This is a genomic window from Flavobacterium chungangense LMG 26729, assembly GCF_000735715.2.
Lineage (GTDB): Bacteria > Bacteroidota > Bacteroidia > Flavobacteriales > Flavobacteriaceae > Flavobacterium > Flavobacterium chungangense.
In genome coordinates, this window is the sequence record NZ_JASY01000001.1 from 362,075 (window position 1) to 385,988 (window position 23,914).

A 23,914-nucleotide genomic window follows, 5' to 3' on the forward strand; every position below is an offset into this window, starting at 1 on the left:
TTTAACTTTTTATGAAAAACAAAATTAATCATCTGTTGATTGTGACCATGTTTGCATTATTGCATGCATCTGGTTATTCGCAGAGCAAAGAGGTTACGGGGGCAGTTACTGATCCGGCCAAACTCTCTATACCGGGAGTGAACGTATTAGTAAAAGGGACGAATAGAGGAACGAGTACAGATTTTGATGGAAGATATAAAATAGCAGTCTCTCCGGGAGAAACTTTAGTCTTTTCTTTTGTGGGATTTGTTTCGAAAGAATTAAAAGTGGGTACTTCCAATAATTATGATATTTCTTTAGATAATGAAAGTTCTAACTTAAATGAAGTTGTAGTAATTGGTTATGGTACACAAAAGAAAAAATTAACTTCGGGTGCTATATCAGGAATAAAAACAGAAAATTTTACAGATAGACCTATTTCAAGAGTTGATCAGGGGATGATTGGTCAGATTGCAGGGGTTCGTGTAAAACAAACTACGGGTTTACCTGGACAGCCTTTTAGTATTGAAATTCGTGGAGCTGGATCTATCACTGCAGGAAACGAACCTTTGTATGTAGTAGATGGTTTTCCAATTTCTACTGAAGGAACAAATGTTAATGGAGGTTTTTCTAATGGGAGTCCTTTAGATAATATGAATCCAAATGATATTGCTTCTATTGAGGTTTTGAAAGATGCTGCGGCATCCTCTATTTATGGTTCAAGGGCAGCTAATGGTGTCGTTTTGATTACTACCAAAAAAGGAAAAAAAGGAAAAGCAAAATTCACTTTTAATACCTATGGTGGTATAAATAAAGAAGCTAACAGAGTTGATATGTTATCTGCTGAAGGCTGGATTAAGAGAGCTAAAACAATGATTGATACCCAATGGGTAGGTTCTGGTATTGCGGGAGCTTCAGCTAGTCAGACCAATGCAGAGCGAATCGCTGCTTACAATTCTGTAAATCCAACAGCTCCTCTTAATACAACTAATAATAGATATTATACTTATTTGTATGATGAGAGATGGGATATGCCGGGACATCCTGGATTAGATTATATAGACTGGCAGGATAAAGTCTTCCGTACAGGTGAATTTAGTAATTACCAGTTTTCTGCTTCTGGAGCAACTGATGTAGTTAATTATTATGTATCGGCTAATTACCAAAAAAACACTGGATATATCGTAGGTACAGATTATACTTTATTTTCTGCAAGAGCAAATATTGATGTTAAGTTATCAGACAGTTTTAAAATAGGAATTAATTTAGCTCCTTCTTATTCTGAAAAAAATGATCCTGGAGTTGAAGGAAAAGATAATACATTATTTAAAGCTCTTACGGCTACTCCTGTTTTTGAAAGTGCAGTTAATGCAGCTGGTGAAAAATATACAACCAGATATGCATGGGGGAGCAGTACTACTAACATGTTAAATGCTTTAGCTAAAAAGGGTAAAAACTCGATGTACAGAAATATAGTTTCTACATATGCCGACTATAAATTTGCAAATGCCTTTACATTAAAAAGTACAATTAATTTTGATAATTCAGATAACGTATTCGAAAGTTACACACCGAATGATGTTCAGGCGAGTATAAGGGGAGCATATAATACCTATAGAAGATTAAATATTGTAAATGAGAATACTTTAAATTATAATAAATCTGTTGGAAATCATAGTTTTAATGTTCTTTTAGGGGAGTCCTTCAGTTCTTATAAAATTACCAGATCAAGTCTTGCTTCAGGTGGTCTTTATAGTAGTTCAACAATTGAAACACTTCCAACAGGGTCATTGGGCTCTACCAATGCAGAAAAAAATACTTTACTGTCTTATTTCAGTAGATTTCAATATGATTATAAAGAAAAATATATGCTTTCTGCCAGTGTTAGAAGCGATGGTTCTTCTAAGTTTGGAAGTGACAAAAGATGGGGGACGTTTTATTCTTTATCATTGGGATGGAGGGTTAAACAGGAATCATTTTTGCAAAATGTGGACTGGCTGACTGAATTAAAATTAAGAGCAAGTACAGGAACTAATGGTAGTAACAATATAGGTAGCTATTCTTCATTCTCAACATTAGGGCAATTTAATTATTCTGTGGGAGGAGCTGTTGGAATTGGGCAAGGTGTAAATTCTATAGGAAACCCTTCTTTGCACTGGGAGGAATCTAAAAGTGTCGATTTTGGATTGGATTTATCAATTCTAAAAAACAGAATTTCTGCAACATTTGATGTTTACAGAAAAACAAATAGTGATTTATTACTAAGACTTCCGGTTCCTGCGGCATCAGGATTTACAAGTTATCTTACTAATGTGGGAGCAGTACAAAATCAAGGTTGGGAGTTTGAATTAAATACAGTAAACTTTAAGACGGATAATTTTGAGTGGAGAACATCGGCCAATATAAGTCATAACGAAAATAAAGTGATCGCATTGGGTCCGGATCAGACTAAAATTGAAATTAGTAATTCTTTTGACGGAGGAACTCCTTTTATTAAATTAGAAGTTGGTAAACCAATGTATACTATTTTTGGTTTGCAGCAAAATGGTGTCATAACTCAGGCAGATCTTGATGCAGCAGCAGCTGAAACGGCAGCTGATCCTTCTATTCCTCTTCCTACTACTATAGGTGGTAATAAATGGGTTTTAGGTGATCCAAGGTATATAGATCAAAATGGGGATAAAAAAATCAACTCAGAAGATCGTGTTGATTTAGGAAATCCAACTCCAAAATACACTTGGGGGGTAACAAATAGTTTTAAATATAAGGATTTAGATTTGAGCGTATTGGTGCAAGGACAAAATGGAGGTACAGTTTATGGATTAACGGGAAGAGCAATTGATCGTACCGGAATGGGATCTGTTGAAAATGCATTAAATGTAGATCCGGCAGTGAGAGGAAATTGGAAAACTTCTTTCGGATATCAGGCAAATTCTGACTGGCTGTATAAGTCAGATTATGTTAGTATCAGAAGTATTTCTATTGGATATAATTTAAGAGAAGCTGTTAAAAATATAAAAAGAATTGATAATATGAGGCTTTATGTGACTGGTGAAAACTGGTTCTACTGGAACAAATACAAAGTAGGATTTAATCCTGAAGCTGTAAATACATCTGGAAGTTCAAATAATGATTTTGCTGTTCCTGTAGATTATGGAGGGGCACCTTTAGCAAAATCAATCGTTTTAGGTCTTAACATTAATTTTAATTAAAATGAAAAAATATATTTGTTTATTAGCAGCTAATTTACTTTTGTTAGGAACAGTTTCCTGTACGGAAGAACTTACGCAAGTTCCTTTATCACAGGGGACAGAGGAGAATTTTTATGCTACGCCTGGGGATTTCATTCAGGCAAGAAATGCAGTTTATTCGGTTGCATTTCATGGAACAGGTACTTATGGTTATGCAAATAGAGTATTGAATTTGAGTGAAACTAGGTCAGATAATTTGCTGGCATTGACGACGGCTTCAAGAGATTGGGAAGGAATTAATAGTTTTTACACTTCAATCAGTTCTAATGCCTATGTAAAAGAAGCATATGTAAGTAATTACAATGCAATTTACAAAGCAAACCAATTATTAGAAAAAATTACCGAAAAAGGAGATGCAATTTTCACAAACCCTGCAGATAAAGCCTCAATGGCTGCTGAAGCACGTTTTTTAAGAGCATTTTGTTATTTTGATTTAATCAGATGGTTTGGAAGAGTTCCGTTAATCGATAGAACGATGACAGCTCAGGAAGCTTCTAAAATTGGAAGAACCCCGGTTGTGGATATTTACAATTTGATTATTTCAGATTTACAATTAGCAATTCCGGATCTTACGGCTTCAACTACTGATGCTGCCTATGTTGGTCGTGTTACTAAATATGGTGCAAAAGCATTATTAGGTTTAGTATATATGACTCGTTCTAGTCCAAATTACGGTATCGATGGAGCTATGCTTGGTCTAAATGAATGGGATAAGGCATATCAACAACTAAATGATATTAAAACGAGTGGTTCGTTTGTGTTTGGTACAGATTATGCAGCTATATTTAAAACTGAAGGAACTGCTAATAAAGAAAATGTATTGACTATTTCATATACACAAAGTTTAGCAAGTTCTATAGGAGGAAATTTCATGGTTGAAGTTGGTTATGAGCCTTATTTTGCTTCAGTAGGAATTGGGACAGCGCAAGGTTCTCTGGAAGGCAGGCCAATTTCAACAGGGTTCTTAAATATGTTTGCTGCAAACGACAATAGAAAAACTGTTGGTATTGCCACAAGTTACACTGTTACTTCTGGAACTTATAAAGGAAGCTATACATTTCCTGTATACAAAAAATATATTGATCCCGCTAGATACGGAACAGGCGGACGTGAAGACTGGGGTGTAGATTTTATGGTAATTCGTTATACAGATGTATTGATGCTGATGGCCGAATGTACACTTCATGGAGGAGGTGGAACTCAGGCTGATGTTGATGCAATTGTAAATCAGGTGAGAACAAGAGCAGGTGTACCAGCTAATGCATTAAATATTACTTTGGATCAATTATTTGATGAAAGACGAAAAGAGTTCTTTTCTGAAGGTACAAGATGGTTTGATTTAATTAGGTCAGGTAATGCATTAACTATCATGAATGCTTGGAAAACAGCCGAAGATACGGGTAATAAAATCAGAACAATTGATAAGAATGGATTGTTATATCCAATACCATTATCTGAAATGTTAGCGGTTCCAGGATTGTATGATCAAAACCCTGGCTACGATTAATAAAAATAAATTTGCCCCAATTTTTTAGTTTATTTTGAAGAAGACCGCCTCGCTTTGAGGTGGTTTTTTTTGTTTTTATTTGTAAGATATATGAAAAATAGTCTAAATTCATTGTGTTATCGATTACATTTTTCATGATAATTTTTTTGCTTTTTGCAATTTATACAAGGAATACTGTAATAAGCATGTATGTTTATGAGTGTTTTTGTTTTAATTTCATATAATATTAACGTATTTTTTTTAGTATCAAAAAAAATAATACATTTGTGTAATCGATTGCATAATTGCATCTTTTTTCTTAGTAATTTTATTTAATAATTTATTTATGATTAATAATTATTTGTAGGAATACTGTTTGTGTTCATTCTGAGGAATATAAAATCACCATAAAAATAAATTGTAATAAACATGGATAAGACTAAAAATTGCAATGATGTAAAAAGATAAATAACTAACTAGATAATTAACCAAAATTGACTTTTATGAAAAACAAATTTAGCCTTCTGTTGGCTATAGTGGTATTTACATTGCTACATGTAACCGTCTATGCACAGAATACAACGGTAAAAGGTGTTATTAAAGATGCTTCCGGACTTCCGGTACCGGGTGTTAATGTACTTATTAAGGGAACTCAAAAAGGAACGAGTTCTGATTTGGATGGTAGCTATACAATTAATGTTTCTTCAGGGACAACTCTTGTTTTTAGCTTTATAGGTTTTAAGACAGAAGAGAAAATTATTACTCAAACCGGAGTATATAATATTGTACTGAAGGAATTAGATAATTCCCTTGAGGAGGTGGTTGTTGTTGGGTATGGTGTAAAGAAGAAAAAAGATCTTACAGGATCAATTGTGAGTGTAGGCGCTGAAGAAATTGCTTCAAGACCAGTTGTAAATGCAGTTCAGGCTATGCAGGGTAAAGCAGCAGGGGTAGATGTTGCTTCGAATGAACGCCCGGGAACAGTTGGCGCCATCACTATTCGTGGTGCCCGTTCTATTTCGGCTTCCAATGCACCACTTTATGTGGTAGATGGTATTCCTTTAAATACTAGACTTGTTACCGATTCGAATGGTAAAATTAGTGTTGATGCAAATTCTGGAGGTATAGACTTTTTAAATCCAACTGATATTGAAACAATCGATGTGCTTAAAGATGCTTCTGCAACTGCTATTTATGGTTCTCGTGGAGCGAATGGTGTCATAATTATTACCACAAAAAAAGGTAAAAACGGACGATTTACCTTAAATTATGATACTTCGATTATGACTGAAACTATACATGAAAATGCTCCTATGATGTCTGCAGGAGAATATATCGAATTTCGACGTTGGGGAAGATATTACTCTAACCCATCTGCTTTTCCAAAAGGTGATGATCCTTCTATTGATAATGATAAATTAATATTTCTGGCTTCTGCAGATCCATCAGCTTGGGCAAATATTGCAAAAGGATGGAGCAAAGATAGTGCAGGTGATGACGTATGGGATGGTTCAAAGGTAGCCACAACTGATTGGACAAAATTTGTAACCCGTACCGGAATTACACAGCAGCACACTTTAAGTGTTAGTGGAGGTACCGAAAAGATGAAAGCGTATGGTTCTTTTGGATACTTAGACAATACAGGTACTTTATTTGGGCAAAGTTATGTACGTTATAGCGGTACCGCCAATGTTGATATTACACCTACAAAATGGTTCTCAATGGGAGTAAGTCTTAATACTAGTTATGGTAAAAATGAATATGGGCAATCAAACACAGGAAGAACTGCTGTTACAAGTTCTACCGGAATATATGCAACTGCACGTACAAATCTTCCATATGCAGTTCCATATGACAGTAATGGAAACAGAATTGATAACCCGGGAGGAGATTCTACTATCAGAACTCCTGTCGATGAGTATAAATTATCTCAGGATCAGCGTATAACAATGCGTGCTTTTGGTAGTTTATATGCACAGTTTGATTTGGGAGGTATTTCTTCAAAGCTTGATGGTTTTAAATACCGTATTAATTTTGGTCCTGATATTACTTCTTATCGTAATGGTGTGTTTTTAGATGGTAAATCGGCCATTCGTTCAGGAACAAGTTTTGCCTCTCTGGCTAATGAACAGACAGTTTCATATACGCTTGATAACTTGATTTTTTACAATAAAAATGTAGGTAACCATAGTTTCGGAGCAACATTATTGATGAGCCAGACAGAATATCATAATGAAAATAGTTCTATGTCCGCTAATGATATTAAAAATCCAAAAAACAAATGGAATGCACTTACTCCTGCTAATGTGACATTGGCAGGTTATTCTTCAGGGCTAACAGAAACAGGAATATTATCTTATATGGGGAGAGCAAACTATAGTTATGCAGATAAATATTTATTTACAGCTTCCGGACGTTTTGACGGAGCTTCACAATTAGCAACAGAAAAAAGATGGGCATTTTTCCCAAGTGCTTCTGCTGCTTGGATCTTGAGTAAAGAAAAATTTCTTCAGGATGTATCATGGATTGATCAGCTCAAAATGAGAGTAGGATATGGAGTTACTGGTAATGCTGCTGTTCCTGCTTATGCAACTCAGCCTCCATTAACAGGTATTGTTTATCCAACAGGATCAGGTGTAGTAGATAATACATCTTTAGGAAATTTAGATTTGGGGTGGGAACAAACTACGCAATTTAATTATGGTATTGATTTCTCTATGTTTCACAGTAGAATATCAGGTGCTTTAGAATATTATACAAGTAAAACCAATGATTTATTATTAAAAAGAAGTGTTCCTACTACTATTGGGGTAATAGATACGTATCAAAATGTGGGAGAAACAGAAGGTCAGGGTGTTGAGCTTACTTTGAATACAGTTAATGTGACTGCAAAAGATTTTGAGTGGTCAACCAGTTTTAGTGCTTCATATCAACAAAATAAAATAGTGTCGCTTCAAAATGGAAAATTCGACGATATTAATAACAATTTATTTATCGGTGAGTCTCAAAATGTTATTTATGGTTTTGAATCAAACGGTATATGGAAACCAGAGGATGCAGCAGAAATGGCAAAATTTAATGCTGCTGCAGGGTCTACTGTATTTTCATTCGGTAATGCCAGACCTGTAGATCAAAATGGGGATTATAAAATTGATGCCAATAATGACCGTGTCATTATAGGTTCTAAAGATCCAAAATATATTGTAGGGATGACTAATACTTTTGCCTATAAAAATTTAGAATTTTCATTTTTTGTATATGGACGAATGGGGTATTTATATGATACTGGAGGAGAAAATGAAGGTGCAAAAGGTAGTCAGAGACAAATCAATTATTACACTGATAATAACACTAATGCTGAATATCAAAAACCAATTTATTCAGCAGGAACCGGAGATTCTTACTATCCAATTTTAGGGTATCGTAATGGGTCATTCCTGAAAATAAGAAATATTTCCTTAGGGTATAATTTTGATAAAGATCTAGTACAAAAACTGGGACTTTCTAAATTGAGAATGTATTGCCAGGCAAGTAATCCGGGTATGATTTTTTCTAAAGTTAAATGGACAGATTTGGATACTCAGACAACAGCCTCAAACAGAGGTATAACTTTAGGACTAAATGTTCAATTCTAAAATTAAATTTTAATAAAAATATTATGAAAAATTATAAAAAACGATATATCAACTTGATGCTTGTTGCTGCTTTAGCATTAGGAACTTCATGCAATAAAGATTTTTTAGACGAAGAGTTGACTACGGCTTACAGTAAAGATTATTATAAAACCGAAGCAGGAATTCAGGCATTGGCTATTGGTACCACTTATCAGGTATTAGCTGCTGAATTTCAAAGGGAAGTTCCTCTTACATCTACCGAGTCAGGTACTGATGAGTTTCATGCTGGAGGTGACCCCTCAAACTGGACCTGGAATTCCTATGCTTCAGGATTTAATGCGTTTGTGACCGTATCAAATGCAAATACAGTTGCAGCAAATACGAATTGGGATAATTTATATATTGGAATCGGAAATGCAAACCAATTAATTGAATCAGCTACAAATATCGTTTCAACCAACGACGCAATTAAAAAAACAGCATTGGGTGAAGGATACTTTTTAAGAGCTTTCAATTATTTAAAACTGGTTAGTCAATATGGTGGTGTTCCTTTAAAATTAAAGACTAGTTCTACAGTTGAATTAGAATTTACAAGAGCAACTCCACAACAGGTTCTGGAACAGGTAATTGCTGATTTTAAACAAGCATATGATTTACTGGGCAATGCAGGTGCACCGGCTAAAATTACTAAAGATGCTGCGGCTCATTATTTAGCAAAATCCTATTTAGTTCGTGCCAGTGAAATTAATGACGAGTGGAATTCTACTACAAAAACAGCAGATTTACAACAAGTAGTTACTTTATCTGATGAAGTGATTTCTCACCATCCTTTAGCTTCAAATTTTGATAATTTATGGAATTATACTGCGGCAGATGGAGCAAATGAAAAATTGGGAGAATTAATTTTATCAGCACAATTTAATGCCAGTGCATTAACTACAGGAGGTAATCAGCAACATTTGTATTTTCTTTCTACTTATGATCAGTTGCCTCAAATGAAACGTAATCTTGCAGGAGGAAGGCCATTCAGCCGTTTGGCACCAACTTATTTTGTTTATGATGTGTTTGATCATGTGAATGATTCCCGTTTTTGGAAAAGTTTTCAGACCAAAAGTATTGTCAATAATAAATCAGGAAGTTATTATGTTAATGGTGATTTAGGCATTATGTATGTAGTTAACAGTTCTACAGATACTCGTTTTGCTAAAACTAAAAATACTGACGCTATCATTTATTCAAAAACAGGAAAAACTATTCCAAGTGTTTATGTAGCTTATGCAGCAGATCATGTTGGTTTAATGGCCGATGTAAGATTTCCATCCTTAAGTAAATATATGGATGGAAACAGAATTGATTTAAGTAATATTAAAGGTTCCCGCGATATCACCTTAGCGCGTTCTGCAGATACTTATTTAATGGCTGCTGAAGCAAAAATACGTTTAGCGAAATTGGGATCAGCAACATTTGCCGATGCATTACCTTATATCAATACAGTACGTAGCCGTGCTGCTTATAAATCAGGAGAAAACCGTGCTGCTTATGTAGATGGATCTGCTGCATATACAACGACAGGTCAGGCTGGCATTCCAATTTCATACATTCCTGAAAACTCATATTATGAATCTAATAATATTGCAGTTTCTACAGCCTCTACAAGTCTAACAATTTTAAGTATCAGTGCTTTGCCTGCAGAAGATATGGCTGTAATTACAAAACTGGGATATTCAAGTGATTATGATAGAATGCTATGTTTAGTTTTGAATGAACGAACAAGAGAACTCTGTGGAGAGTTTCATCGTTGGCAGGATTTAAGCAGAACTAAAACTTTAGTTGCAAGAGCAAAAGCTTATAACATAGAAGCGGCTCCAAATATTCAGGATTATCATAATCTACGCCCTATTCCTCAAACATTTCTTGATGGTGTATATGCAAATGGAAGACCGCTAACAGCGGCAGAAAAAGATGCAATGCAGAATCCTGGGTATTAGTACCTCTGTTTATAATTTTTATTTTTCTAAACCGTCTCAATTTTCGAGACGGTTTTTTTATTCCTTAAGCAGGTTACAACAGGATTGTTTTTAGTAATTTGATGAATAAATTTGAATATTATATTTTCAAAATAGTTTATAGTTTAAATTGTAATAAATAAAAATTAAGTGGTTTTAATTTTATAGGGCAGTAACGTAGTTATTGCCTTTTTTTGTTTAATCTGCAAGTTAAAACAGGGAAGCACAGGATAGCTATATTATTTAAGTCATTTATTTTTAAGTGCTAAATATTAAATTTTCATTCTATGACTTGTATAAAAAAACTGTCATTGTTTTTAATCTTTTTAAGTGCTTCATTTTCTATAAAAGCTCAGGTTAAACTGCCAGCTTTGGTTAGCGATAATATGGTTTTGCAGCAAAATACAAAAGTTAATTTATGGGGATGGGCATCTCCAAACGAAAAAATAAACATTCAGTTAGGATGGCAAAATTCATCAATCGAAGTTGTTGCTAACTCAACAGGAGACTGGAAAGTAGGCGTAAATACTCCACAAGGAAGCGAAAAAGCATATTCAATAACGATTAACGCTACTAATAAAATTGTACTCAATAATATTCTTATCGGAGAAGTATGGATTTGTTCCGGTCAGTCGAATATGTATTTTCCTGTCGGAAAGGAAGAAGGTACATGGAAAACCGGGGTTAAAAATTATGAAGAAGAAATTGTAAATGCCAATTTTTCAAATATCAGATTGTTTACAGTTGTAACGAATGCTTCTCCAAAACCGCTTGACGATGTTACCGGAAGATGGGCTGCATGTTCGCCTGAAACAATAAAAACGTTTTCGGCAGTAGCTTATTTTTACGGAAGAGATTTATATCAGAAATTAAATGTTCCAATTGGTTTAATTTCCACTTCATGGGGTGGGACAAAAGCCGAGGCCTGGACTTCTCAAAATGTTCTGGAAGAAAATCCGGATTTTTTAACCATTTTAGAAGAAGATGCTAAAAACGAAAAAACATATCAGGAGAAGCTGGAAAGCTATTATCTAAATTTAAAAAATGAAAGATTGGCTAATAACAACGCTTTAAAAACAGAACTTAAAAAGCCTAAAAAAGAAGCCAATAAAACTTCGTATGTACTTTATAATGCAATGCTGCATCCTTTGATTAATTACACTATGAAAGGCGTAATCTGGTATCAGGGAGAAAGTAATTCCGGTAAAGCACAATTATATCAAACCTTATTTCCGGCTATGGTAAAAAATTGGCGTGATGACTGGAAACAAGGTGATTTCCCTTTTTATTATGTACAAATTACACCTCACAAAGGGCAGACACCAGAAATCAGGGAAGCCCAATTATTATCACTAAAAACAATACCAAATACTGGAATGGCTGTTACAACAGATGTAGGGGACACAAACAACATCCATCCAATTAACAAACAAACCGTTGGTCACAGGCTGGCATTAATAGCTTTGGCAAAAACATATAAAGAAGATAAATTGGTATATTCAGGACCTATATATAATCATATGAAAATCAAAAAAGACAAAATTCAGTTATTTTTTGATTATGCTGATTCAGGTTTCAAAAAAACAAATGAAAATTTAAAAGAATTTGAAATTGCAGGAGATGATAAAACCTATTATCCGGCTGTTGCTAAAATTGATGGAAAGACAATTGTCGTTTCTTCTGATAAGGTAAAAAATCCAAAATCAGTCCGTTTTGCATGGAAAGCTGTGCCGGAGCCTAATTTATTTAATACTGAAAATTTACCGGCATCTCCTTTTCGCACTGACCTGAATAATTAAAATTCGAGGTCATATTATATTTGAAATCATTTGATTCCCGGTTTATCTCTAGTTGAGAATAAACCGGGAATTTATTTTTATAAAAACTGTTTCAATTGGTAATAAATTAAGAATTAAATAAGTGATAATTTGTTTTTATAACAAAATAAATGCTTAAAATTTATTTAATTGATTTTCAGTTAATTAATTCTTTTTTATTGGAGTTGATAAGGCGTAAAAATCTAATTTACAGAAAATTAGCAGGTTACAGCAGGATGGTGTTAAAGAATTATCCAGATAATTTTAGTAGTACTAACCTTTTAACCACCAATTATGAAAAAACAAATACTTTTTGAATCTGCTCGGATTCATGTTCGGAATAATTTTTACAAAATTATTCTTTTTACAATTTTTAATCTTTTAATAACTCAAAATTCTTTTTCTCAAAATTGGAATATTTTAGGCAACGAATCTCAGGTATCCGCTGTTGCCTCAAGCTATACTTCTATTGCTGTTTTAAATGATGTTCCTTATGTAGTCCTTAGAGAAGGAACCGGACCTGTAGTTAAAGTAAAAAAAAGAAATACTGCAACAGGAAACTGGGAGCAAGTGGGGAATGATATTGGAGGAAATCTCAATTTTTCCAGAATTATACTGGACAAAACAAACCGATTTTTCGTGACTTATGTTGATGCAGCGAATGGAAATAAATTAGCTGTAAAAATATATAATGATGCAACTGATTCCTGGGAACCATTGAATAATTTGGAGAACAATCTTTACGTTTCAACTGGTTCGGTTACCAATTCTGTTTCACAGTATGGCTCAACACCGAGATGTTCACTCGCTTTCGATTCTGATAACAATCCTTATATTGCTTTTGGAGAAGGCGCTTCTTTAACTCCAACGGTTAAAAAATTTGATGGCACTTCATGGGTTACTGTAGGTACAATTCCGTTGAACACTACAACAAATGCTGCGCAGATAGCCGTCGGAGTTAGCCTTGTAATAGATGAAGCAGATGTACCCTGGCTTGTATTTTGTAGTTTGACAACAGCTACAACTTCCACAGGGACTATGGCTTTTTATAAATTCAGTGGAGGAACATGGAATTATATTACTCCAACAGTTACTGCCAGTATCAGACATACCAGTATGGCAATTAATTCAGCTGGTAATCCGGTTATTGCTTATTTTAATACAGCAGATTCAAATAGGGCAACAGCTATTGAGTACAATAAAACTACCGCAGCATGGAGTTCTGCAACAAGAATAGCTTCGAGAGATTCACCAAGTTTAAGTTTAATTAAGGATATTTCAGGTAATCTTTACTGTTCTTTTATAGACAATGTAAGCAGTACGCCTACATATTCTGCACGTGTATTCAAACAAGCCGCTGGTGCAACAGCATGGACAGAAATGAAAGATCCAACAGTAACAAGAGGAATTGATGAACCGGTTGGAAATTTGACTATTGCTACGGGAAGTTTATATCCTTTTGTAGTTTATACCAAAACAAATTCCAGCAGTATTACAACACCTATTGTAAGGAATTATGCTCCGGCACCTCCGCCGGCAGTTTTGACTACAATTGCAGTAGCCAATATCACGACCACATCAGCAGAATCTGGAGGTGATATTACTTCTGATGGCGGAACAACTATTACAGAAAGAGGAATCGTTTACAGTACAAGCAGCAATCCAACTGTAGCAAATACCAAAATTGCAGCCGGTACAGCGGGAACAGGCAGTTTTTCAGTAAACATTTCAGGTCTTACTCCGGCAACGCTTTATTATGTTAGAGCGTATGCTATTAATGGTGGAGGAACAAGCACTACTTATGGCGAAAATATCAGATTGAACACACTGGCATTGCCTGATGCGGTTGTAAATACACCTAAACAGGTAGAATTTTTAAATAGAGGAGTTGTTGCTTTACGTAAATCTGTCAGTGAGGTTTTCATTAGCTGGAGATTGTTAGGAAATGACCCCTCAGGTATTGCTTTTAATGTTTACCGTGATAACGTAAAAATCAATGCAGCTCCTATCACAGCTTCAACAAATTATATTGATAACATTTCTACTAATGGTAGTTATACGATAAAACCAATTGTCAACGGTACGGAAGGAAGTGCATCGGCTCTTGTTTCGGTATGGGGAAATAACCAGTTGTTGATTCCATTGCAAATTCCGCCGGGAGGTACAATTCCGGATGGAACAGCATATACCTATACTGCAAATGATGCAAGCGTTGGTGATGTTGATGGAGACGGTGAATATGAAATTTTCTTAAAATGGGATCCTACATTATTGAATCATAACGGAGGAGGTTTTTCGGGAGAACAAATTTTCGATTGTTATAAAATGAACGGTACTTTGCTTTGGCGTATCAATTTAGGTAAAAACGTAAATGCAGGTCCGCACTTCAATCAATTTATGGTGTATGATTTTGATGGAGACGGAAAAGCTGAAATAATTTTAAAAACGGCTGACGGTACAATTGATGGTGCAGGAGTAGTGATTGGTAATTCTACCGTAGATCATCGAAATTCAGGAGGATGGGTACAGGCTGGTCCTGAATTCCTGACTGTTTTCAATGGTCTGACAGGAGCTGCCATGTCAACAGTTGCTTATCAGCCGGCAAGGGCAAATACAGCAGATTGGGGAGATACGTACGGAAATCGTCAGGATCGTTTTGTTTCTGCTGTGGCGTATTTAGATGGTGCCCGCCCGAGTTTGATTATCGGTCGTGGATATTATGATAAATTAATGCGTGCTGCTTATGACTGGCGCGATGGACAATTGACGCTTCGTTGGATTTTTGACAGTAAAGACGCAAGTGATCCTGCCAATAATGCATTTTCAAGTCAGGGAAATCATCAGATGACTATTGGTGACGTGGATGGTGACGGAAAAGATGAAATCATCAACGGTTCCAGTGCTATTAATGATGATGGAAAACGTCTTTGGACTTACGGTCAGGGTCATGGAGATGCGCTTCACATGTCGGATATGGATCCCGATCGACCAGGTCAGGAAATCTGGCAATGCCTGGAATCAGAAGGCCAATATAGTCCTTATGGAATAAGGCTTAATGATGCTAAAACCGGTAAAATGATTTTTGGAGCGATAACTACAGGAGACGTTGGCCGTGCTTTGGCAGCAGATATTGACCCAAACCACAGAGGTTATGAAATGTGGAGTTCTTCGGGTAATTTATATAATGTTCAGGATGGACAAATTGGAACCAGCAAACCAACCAACGGAAGCCAGGCTGTAAATGGTGCTGTATGGTGGGATGGTGATTTAGGACGTGAATTACTCGACGGTACCATCATGGACAAATGGAACCCGGCAACACAATCGCTAAACCGCTTGTTTACCATTTATCAGGCGGCTCCGGTTTCTTCAAATAATGATTCTAAAAAGAATCCGGCTCTTACCGGTGATATTTTAGGCGACTGGAGAGAGGAAATTATTCTTCGTCGAACAGATAATACTGCTTTGATTCTTTTTACAACTAATATTACTACAGATTATCGAATTCCTACTTTGATGCACGATCCTCAATACCGTACAGCAATTGCATGGCAAAACTCGGCTTACAATCAGCCTCCTCATCCTAGTTTCTTCTTAGGGTATGATATGGCACCGGTTCCTGCATCGAATATTGTTATAAAAGATATTTCTAATTTAGGGGTTAAAAAATCAAAAGCTTCAACAGCAGAAGTTTTGGTTTATCCAAATCCTTCTTCTGGACAATTTAATGTTCGATTTAATGGTTTTAAATCTTCTAAAGCTACGGTTGTAATTTCTAATATCACGGGACAGATTGTATTAAAAAAAGAAATAGAACTTACAGGTAATGATCAAAATGTTGCCATTAGTATTCCGAATCAAAATCAGGGTGTATATCTTCTAAAAGTAATTAGCGATGAAGACACTAAAACACTTAAAATTATAATTGAGAAGTAATATCGTAATGATCTCTTAAAAAGAAGATTTACAAAAACTGTAAATCTTCTTTTTTTATGATTTAAACTTAACAGTATAGCACAGGATAGTATTCGGCGAATAAGTAAATATATTTGAAGATACCCTTATTTTCTTTTCATGAAATTTAACCTCATCAAGTTCACAAAAATAAACCTCTTGTTACTTCTGTTTTGTCTTCCGGTTTTGGGCCAGAACGTATCACAAAAAGGGAATGATGAAATAGCAGATAAACCATTATATCGCGACCCCATTTTTGACGGGGCAGCAGATCCTACTATAATCTGGAGCAGTAAAGATAAAAAATGGTTGATGTTTTATACCAATCGAAGAGCAAACATTGGTGGAAATGGGGTAAGCTGGGTACATGGAACTCCCATTGGCATTGCCGAATCAGAAGATGGAGCACATTGGAAATATAAAACCAATTGCAATATTGGTTATTCGATTAAAGATGTTACGTATTGGGCTCCGGAAGTTATTAAACATAAAAACAAATACCACATGTACTTAACAATTGTTCCGGGTATTTTTGAAGATTGGAAACATCCGCGATATATCGTGCATTTGACCAGTAAAAATTTAATCGACTGGAAATTTGAATCTCAATTAAAACTGGCTTCAGAACGTTGTATTGATGCTTCTGTTTTTCAATTGCCTGATGGAAACTGGCGTATGTACTACAATAATGAAAATGACGGAAAATCAATTTATTATGCAGATAGTAAAGATTTATACCATTGGACAGACAGCGGAAAAAAAGTCGTAAAAGACAGGGGAGAAGGCCCGAAAATTTTTAGCTGGAAAGGGAAAAACTGGATGATTACAGATCCGTGGAAAGGTTTGGCTGTTTTCTCTTCGGATGATTTTATAAACTGGAAAAGACAGGAGAACAACATTCTTCAAATTCCGGGAATGGGGGAAGATGACAAAGTAATCGGAGGACATGCAGACGTAATTGTAAATGATGATAAGGCTTATGTTTTCTATTTTACACATCCTGGAAGGACTCCTGAAAATAAAGGAATCGATAATTTTGAAACCAGAAGAAGTTCCATACAGGTAGCTGAATTAGAATATAATAATGGAGAGATAGTCTGCGATAGGGATAAGCGGGTTCATATTAATCTAAAACATTAATTGATTATTTTCAAAATGCTTAAAATTTGATTTTTATCTAAAAAAAATGAATAGAAGAAAATTCATAATTGGGAATTCGCTTGCTCTTATAGGGCTATGTCTTCCTTTCTCACTAAGAAGCAATAGCTTTAAAAGTGATCCAAAAATTTCCGATTTTGAAAAAAAACTGAAACCGGTTGGACGTGCCCTTGAATTTGAAGATTATTATGTATGGTGCAATAGTCCAATTGAAGGGCCTGATGGTAAAATTCATGTTTTTTTTTCGCGTTGGAAAAAATCTAAATCAATGAGCGGCTGGATTAACGGCTCTGAAATTGCTCATGCCACAGCAGATTCTCCAGAAGGTCCTTACACGTATGTAAGTACTGTATTGCCTCTCCGTGGTGAAGGCTTTTGGGATGCAACCACCTGTCATAATCCAAGCATTCATTTTGTGGATGGAAAATATGCGCTTTTTTTCATGGGAAATTATAATGGCAAAATGAATACCAAGCGCATTGGATTAGCCACTTCAGATTCTCTTTACGGACCATGGAAAAGACCGGATGAACCTTTGTTGCTTCCCGGAGATGAAGGATCCTGGGATGATCTTTTGACTACAAATCCGTCTTTTTTAAAACATCCAAACGGGGAATACTGGCTGTATTATAAATCATTGGATACAGAAAATTATGTGCATCCAAAATTTCCAGTTAAAGGAAACAGAAAATATGGTTTGGCAGTTGCTAAATCTCTTTATGGACCTTATAAAAAATATAAAGGAAATCCTGTTGTTGATTTCTCTAAATTAGGAGATAACAAACAATGCGAGGATGCTTTTGTCTGGTATGAAGATAAAAAGTTCAAAATGCTGGCAAGGGATCTAGGCGTTTTTGGACAGGACAACGGATTGTATATGGATTCAGATGACGGAATTCACTGGTCTGACCCTTCAATATCCTATCAACCGCTGAATAAATACATAAATCAGCCGGAAGCGCCAAAACATCTTAATCGGTATGGGCGTTCAGAACGCCCTCAGTTATTATTTCAAAACGGAAAAGCGACTTATTTGTTTACTGCTTCACAAGGCGGAAAATTTAAAACTGCTTCCTCGTTTATTTTTAAAATAATGTAAATATCTTTATAAAAAATACTCTTAAAAAATAAAAACTTATGGTAAGAAATGCTTTTAAAATGAAATTAAAACCTGGCTTTGAAGCGGAGTATAAAAAGAGACATGACGAGATCTGGCCTGAATTAGCAAGCCTCCTTTCAGAAACCGGTATACAGGATTACAGTATTTTTCTGGATGAAGAAACATTGATACTTTTTGCCGTTCAAAAAATAAGTGATGATTTTGATTTTGATTTGCTGCCAAACCATCCGATTGTAAAAAAATGGTGGGCTTATATGGGCGATATTATGGAAACTAATCCTGACAATTCTCCTGTTGCTATTGGCCTGAAGGAAGTTTTTCATTTAGATTAATTATTTTTGTGATTCCCTATATTTTCAATATTGCAATAAGGGTTGAAAAATTTTAAAAATAAACTTATGAGACTTCATATAAAAAAAACATTGTTTTGGGCAATACTGTTTTCCACATTATTTCAATGCTGGTCACAGGACACCAGAACTTTTAAAGTTTTTCAGTTTCCGGCGAATAAAATTCCAACCATTGATGGAAAAGCTGACGACTGGAAAATGGTTCCGGAAAGTTATATTGTTGGAATGGATCATTTATGGGAAGACAGCGGAAAGCACTCAAAAGCAAATCCAAAAAACTTAGACGTAAGCGTAAAGGTGGCCTGGGTGAAAGGTCTGAATCGGCTGTATTTTTTATATGAAGCTTATGATGATTATTGGGATTTTTCTTTACCGGGTCTGCATAACGATACTTTTGAAGTTATTGTAGATGCCGATCAATCAGGCGGGCCATTTATAGACAGGTTTCATCCCAATCCGGCGTTGACAAATACAATGGATGCTTATTTTTCTTATCACGGGGTTCATGCTCAGAATTATCATATTTTCACACCAGCAGAAGGGAAGGATTGGACACTGGTTTGGGGCAGTCAGCCCTGGATTAAGGAACTTCCGTATGCCAATGCTGCTTCTAATTATAATTTTAAAGCAGGAGAATCAGGAAAACTGACATTGGAATTCTGGATTACTCCTTTTGACTATGCAGGAAATGATCCTTCCAGAGCTGTAGAATCTATTTTGGAAGAAAACAAAAACATCGGGCTTTGCTGGGCGATTATTGATTATGATGATGTCAATAAGGAAGCAAACAATGGCTTTTGGAATCTTTCTAAAGAGCATAAAATGTACGGAAATGCTTCTTACAGCCTGCCTTTTAAATTGATGCCTTTAGAAGAAAAATTCAAAAAAAAAATCAGTGCAAAATGGACTTTTAATGTAATTGATAAAAATAAGAGAACGGTTGCTTTTGTCGATCAGTCTGAAGGTGAAATTGAGTCGTACAAATGGGATTTCGGTGATGGGAATACTTCATCAGAAAAAAATCCAATTCATGAATATAAAGAGGCCGGAAAATATATCGTAGTTTTAGATATTTCAGGTTCAAAAGGAAAATCAAGATTATCAAAAATCTGGGATGTTGCCGTAAAATAAGTAGTAAAATAAAACCACAATAATGAAAACTAAACTCTGTCTTTCAATCGCTTTATCGACTATGATTTTTATAAGTTGTAAAGCTCAAAAATCACAATCGGCTAAAATTGTTTTAACCAATAATTCGGATTTAGAATTGCCTCAAAAAGCCATTTCAATAAAAAGAAATACTCTCAATACAAAAGGTATCGAAAAATCTTTTCCAATAGTTTTGCAAAATTCAGATACGATTCCGGCACAGCTAAATGATCTGGATGGTGACGGAAAATGGGATGAATTATTCTTTGTGGCTGATTTTTCTGCTAAAGAAAAGAAAACAGTTGAACTTAAATGGTCAAATGCTGATCCTAAGTTTACAGTAAAAACCAGTGCACGTTTCGGAAAAAGAGAAGCAGAAAATTTACCTGTACAGCCTGCAACTGAAGAAGTTTTGTTAGCGAATCAGGTTTACAAGAAACTTGGGTTTCAAAAATACCAAACTGATGGCCCAACCTGGGAAAATGATAAAGTAGGTTTCAGACATTATCTGGACGGAAGAAATTGTAAAGATGTTTTTGGTAAAAGAATTCCCGGTATCACACCTGAAAATGTAGGTATCAGCAGCAAAGGCGCCGTAGAAGACAATTATCATCAGATGCACGAATGGGGAAGGGATATTTTTCCTGTGGGAACTTCTGCCGGATTAGGCGGATATGGCTTAATCGTTGGAGATAAAATCAACAGACTCGGAATTCTGATTAATGATACGATCAATAATGTTGAAAAAACGACTTTTAAAATTGTAAGTGAAGGCCCGGTAAATTCGGTTTTAAGTTATAAATATCAAAACTGGCAGGCTTCAGGAAACAAATATCAGGTACAGGAAACGGCTTCAATCTGGCCTGGAATGTACGGATATAAAAATACAGTTTCCTTAAATGGACTGAAAGGTAATGAAACATTGGTTATTGCGTTTTCAAATATCAATAATCAAAATCCGTTGCAGGTAATTGATGCCGGAGATTATGTTTGTTTTATCCTTCATGATAAATTAACCTATGAACGTCAATGGATTTTGGGAACTGCTGTAATTATTCCAAAAGATGCTTACAAAGGCTATATCGAAGCTCCAAAAACAGGTAAACTGACCAATTCCTATTTGATAAAAGTAAGTACAAAAAATAATCAGCCGCTTAGTTATTATCCTGTTGCAGGCTGGGAACTAAGTGCTGATCCAAACTTCAAAGATGCTGCTTATTTCAGTAATTATGTAACGGCTCTTGCTAAACAGCTTTCGGCTAAAATAAAGATTGAAGTAAGCAAATAATAAAATTTCACTAACTAAAAAATATCTAACCATGAACTATAAATCAACCAAAATTATCGCCTTATTTGTTTTGGGTGTCAGCAATTTTGCAAACGCCCAAACCAATGATGCCACAACACCTTTGCATCTAATGCAGCCTGATTATCCAACACCGTATGTTATTCCGCAAAAAGAAAGTATAAAAGCAGTATTGGATAGAGTCTATAATTTTTTAGATAAAAATTCGGCTTCAAAAATTATAAATGCAGCAACAAAGGCTGAAATTACCGACTATAAAAAAAACAAAGAAGATGTTATTTTCGAACCGGGAGCTTTTAGATTAACGAGTTACGAATGGGGCGTTACCTATGCCGGAATGTTGTTAGCATCTAAAGCTACAGGACAAAAATACTTTGCCGATTATTCGAATAAAAGAATACAATTAATCGCTGATGTTGCAGAAAATATTCAGGAAAAAAATATCAAGGATAAAGACATGCTCAAAACGCTTCATCCCGAAGCTTTGGATTTTGCAGGAGCGCTTTGTGCTGCTTTTATTAAGGCAAAAAAAGAAGGTTTAAAAGCCAATATTGATCCTTTGGTAAACAATTACATTCACTTTATTAGCAAAGAACAATTCAGATTAAAAGACGGAACTTTGGCCCGAAACAGACCACAGGATAACACGCTGTGGCTGGATGATATGTTTATGAGCGTACCGGCTTTAGCACAAATGGGGGCTTACACAGGTGACACAAAATATTTTGATGATGCTGTAAAACAAGTGAATCAGTTTTCTAAAAGAATGTTCAACGAGCAAAAAGGAATCTACATGCACGGATGGGTTGAGTCGATGGAAGTGCATCCGCAGTTTCATTGGGCAAGAGCTAATGGTTGGGCGATAATGACAATGGTTGAATTACTGGAAGTTTTACCTAAAAATCATCCCGGATATCCACAGGTTTTGGCACAATTACAAAAGCACATTGCCGGTTTGGTGCAATATCAGCACGGAACAGGTTTTTGGCATCAGTTATTAGATAAAAATGATTCCTATCTGGAAACTTCTGCGACAGCTATTTACACGTATTCTATTGCCCGAGCAATTAATCGTGGATATGTAGATAAAATGACGTATGGTCCTGCAGTTTTATTGGGTTGGAATGCAGTTGCTTCAAAAGTAAATGAAAAAGGTCAGGTAGAAGGAACCTGCGTAGGAACAGGGATGGGCTTTGATCCTGCGTTTTATTACTACCGTCCGATAAACGTTTTTGCCGCTCATGGTTATGGCCCTGTTTTATTGGCTGGAGCCGAAGTAATTTTGTTATTAAAAGACAATCAGTTTCAGATAAATGACAGTGCAATACAATTAAAAGTTGAAGGTAAAAACAATTTACACAAATAAGATGAAGAGCCATTTAAGTGTCATTTTTTTATTGGCAACTATGACTTCTTTCAGTCAGATTGGTACCCGTTTTCCATCAGAAAAAAAGATAATAAAAGATCCGGTCACAGGTCAGGAATTGATTTTTTTGACAACCAAACAGACAGGAGATTCTAAAACCTATCCAACGCATCCGCAATGGACATCAGATGGAGAATGGCTGATTTTCAGAACCAAAAGAGCCAATGGAGAAGCAGTAGCTGTCAACGAAAAATCAGGCATAATGGTTCAGGTTACCGAAGGAGGGTATACCGGAACTTTATGCATGGCTCAAAAAAGCATGAAACTGTTTTTTATGCGAAAAGGAGAAGGAGATAAAATGCAGATTGTAGAGGTAAATCTGGAAGCTGTTTTTAAAGACAGTCAGGCAGGAAAAATGAAATCGGTTTCAGCTTACGAACACGTTCGCGGTGTGACAACTCCTGAAATGGGTGCTTCAGGCGATATGGCTTTAGATGCAGATGAAGAAAGGGTTTATTTTAGAATCGGAAAAGAAGAAGCGGCGAGACACTTAGATCCGAATGTAAAAATAGAGAAAAGTATCGGTCCGAGGAATATGGGAGCAGGTCCGGGCGGAATCGGAAGCCTGAATTTAAAAACAGGTGAATTTAAACATGTCGTTTCAGTACCATTTCAGGTTGGACATATTCAGTCGAACATATGGAATCCTGGAGAATTGGTTTTTTGCTGGGAAACAGGAGGGAAGTCACCTCAAAGAACGTGGACCGTTATGGCAGATGGAACGGGTTTAAGACCTTTGTATCCCGAATCTGATTTTGAATGGGTAACGCACGAGGCAGTGATTTCTAAAGATGAAGTAGCAATAGCCATCATGGGACATCGAAAAATAGATATTCAGAAAGAAACTCCTGTAGAAATTGCTGAAAATGGCGAAATCAGAAATCCGGTTAATCCCGGACAGGAAAGTAATTGGGGAAATACCGGAACCCGTGAAAAACCTACTGGCTTAGGAATTGTAAATCTTAGAACCAGAGAAATGATTATTGCCGGACAAACCAAAAACGGCAGCGGATTGTGGCATGTACATGGTTCTGCAGACGGACGATGGGCGGTAGGGGATGATTTTTCGAGAAGTTTGTATTTAATAGACAGAAACACAAACGAAATGATGATGCTTACTACGGGACATAAACAAACTGCAGCCGATCACATTCATCCAACATTTAACAGAGACGGAACCAAAATCCAAATTCAGTCAGCGATGCTTTCTGAAGACAATCGTACGATGAATATTTGTATTGTCAATGTGCCGAAAGAATGGCTGAAACGAAAATAATAATCTGATTTTAAAAATAAAA

The 23,914-nt window shown here is 35.7% G+C and carries 13 protein-coding genes; all 13 read left to right on the forward strand.

The window, feature by feature from the left end:
- The first annotated feature begins 11 nt into the window (after positions 1-11).
- The 13 genes from JE46_RS01510 (at position 12) to JE46_RS01575 (ending at position 23,892) form a co-directional block, all read left to right on the forward strand.
- Positions 12-3,191, forward strand: a complete 3,180-nt coding sequence (locus JE46_RS01510) for a SusC/RagA family TonB-linked outer membrane protein (RefSeq protein WP_031453487.1) — start codon at positions 12-14, stop codon at positions 3,189-3,191.
- A gap of 1 nt (position 3,192) precedes the next feature.
- Positions 3,193-4,737, forward strand: a complete 1,545-nt coding sequence (locus JE46_RS01515; protein ID WP_031453488.1) for a RagB/SusD family nutrient uptake outer membrane protein — start codon at positions 3,193-3,195, stop codon at positions 4,735-4,737.
- A gap of 482 nt (positions 4,738-5,219) precedes the next feature.
- Entirely contained in the window at positions 5,220-8,351 is a 3,132-nt protein-coding gene (locus tag JE46_RS01520; protein WP_031453489.1) for a SusC/RagA family TonB-linked outer membrane protein, read from the forward strand.
- Positions 8,352-8,374: 23 nt separating this feature from the next.
- Positions 8,375-10,318, forward strand: a complete 1,944-nt coding sequence (locus JE46_RS01525; RefSeq protein ID WP_031453490.1) for a RagB/SusD family nutrient uptake outer membrane protein — start codon at positions 8,375-8,377, stop codon at positions 10,316-10,318.
- Between the two features lie 305 nt (positions 10,319-10,623).
- Positions 10,624-12,135 (forward strand): sialate O-acetylesterase, encoded by a 1,512-nt coding sequence (locus JE46_RS01530; protein ID WP_031453491.1) that lies wholly within the window; start codon positions 10,624-10,626, stop codon positions 12,133-12,135.
- A gap of 312 nt (positions 12,136-12,447) precedes the next feature.
- Complete coding sequence (locus JE46_RS24215; protein ID WP_167343409.1) at positions 12,448-16,089, forward strand: rhamnogalacturonan lyase family protein; 3,642 nt, start codon at positions 12,448-12,450, stop codon at positions 16,087-16,089.
- A gap of 138 nt (positions 16,090-16,227) precedes the next feature.
- Positions 16,228-17,247, forward strand: coding sequence for a family 43 glycosylhydrolase (locus tag JE46_RS01545; RefSeq protein WP_031453494.1), 1,020 nt, complete (start codon positions 16,228-16,230; stop codon positions 17,245-17,247).
- 46 nt (positions 17,248-17,293) lie between these two features.
- Positions 17,294-18,364 carry a glycoside hydrolase family protein gene (locus JE46_RS01550; protein ID WP_031453495.1) on the forward strand — a complete coding sequence of 357 codons (1,071 nt, stop codon included), beginning with the start codon at positions 17,294-17,296 and terminating at the stop codon, positions 18,362-18,364.
- Between the two features lie 38 nt (positions 18,365-18,402).
- Positions 18,403-18,717: an L-rhamnose mutarotase gene (gene rhaM, locus JE46_RS01555; RefSeq protein WP_031453496.1), complete on the forward strand. Its 315-nt coding sequence runs from the start codon at positions 18,403-18,405 to the stop codon at positions 18,715-18,717.
- Between the two features lie 66 nt (positions 18,718-18,783).
- Complete coding sequence (locus tag JE46_RS01560; protein WP_035136395.1) at positions 18,784-19,866, forward strand: PKD domain-containing protein; 1,083 nt, start codon at positions 18,784-18,786, stop codon at positions 19,864-19,866.
- A gap of 22 nt (positions 19,867-19,888) precedes the next feature.
- Entirely contained in the window at positions 19,889-21,172 is a 1,284-nt protein-coding gene (locus tag JE46_RS01565; protein WP_031453498.1) for a DUF4861 domain-containing protein, read from the forward strand.
- A gap of 31 nt (positions 21,173-21,203) precedes the next feature.
- Entirely contained in the window at positions 21,204-22,556 is a 1,353-nt protein-coding gene (locus JE46_RS01570) for a glycoside hydrolase family 88/105 protein (protein WP_031453499.1), read from the forward strand.
- Position 22,557: 1 nt separating this feature from the next.
- A complete protein-coding gene (locus tag JE46_RS01575) occupies positions 22,558-23,892 on the forward strand; it encodes a hypothetical protein (protein ID WP_031453500.1) in 1,335 nt (444 codons plus the stop codon).
- The last annotated feature ends 22 nt before the right edge of the window (positions 23,893-23,914 follow it).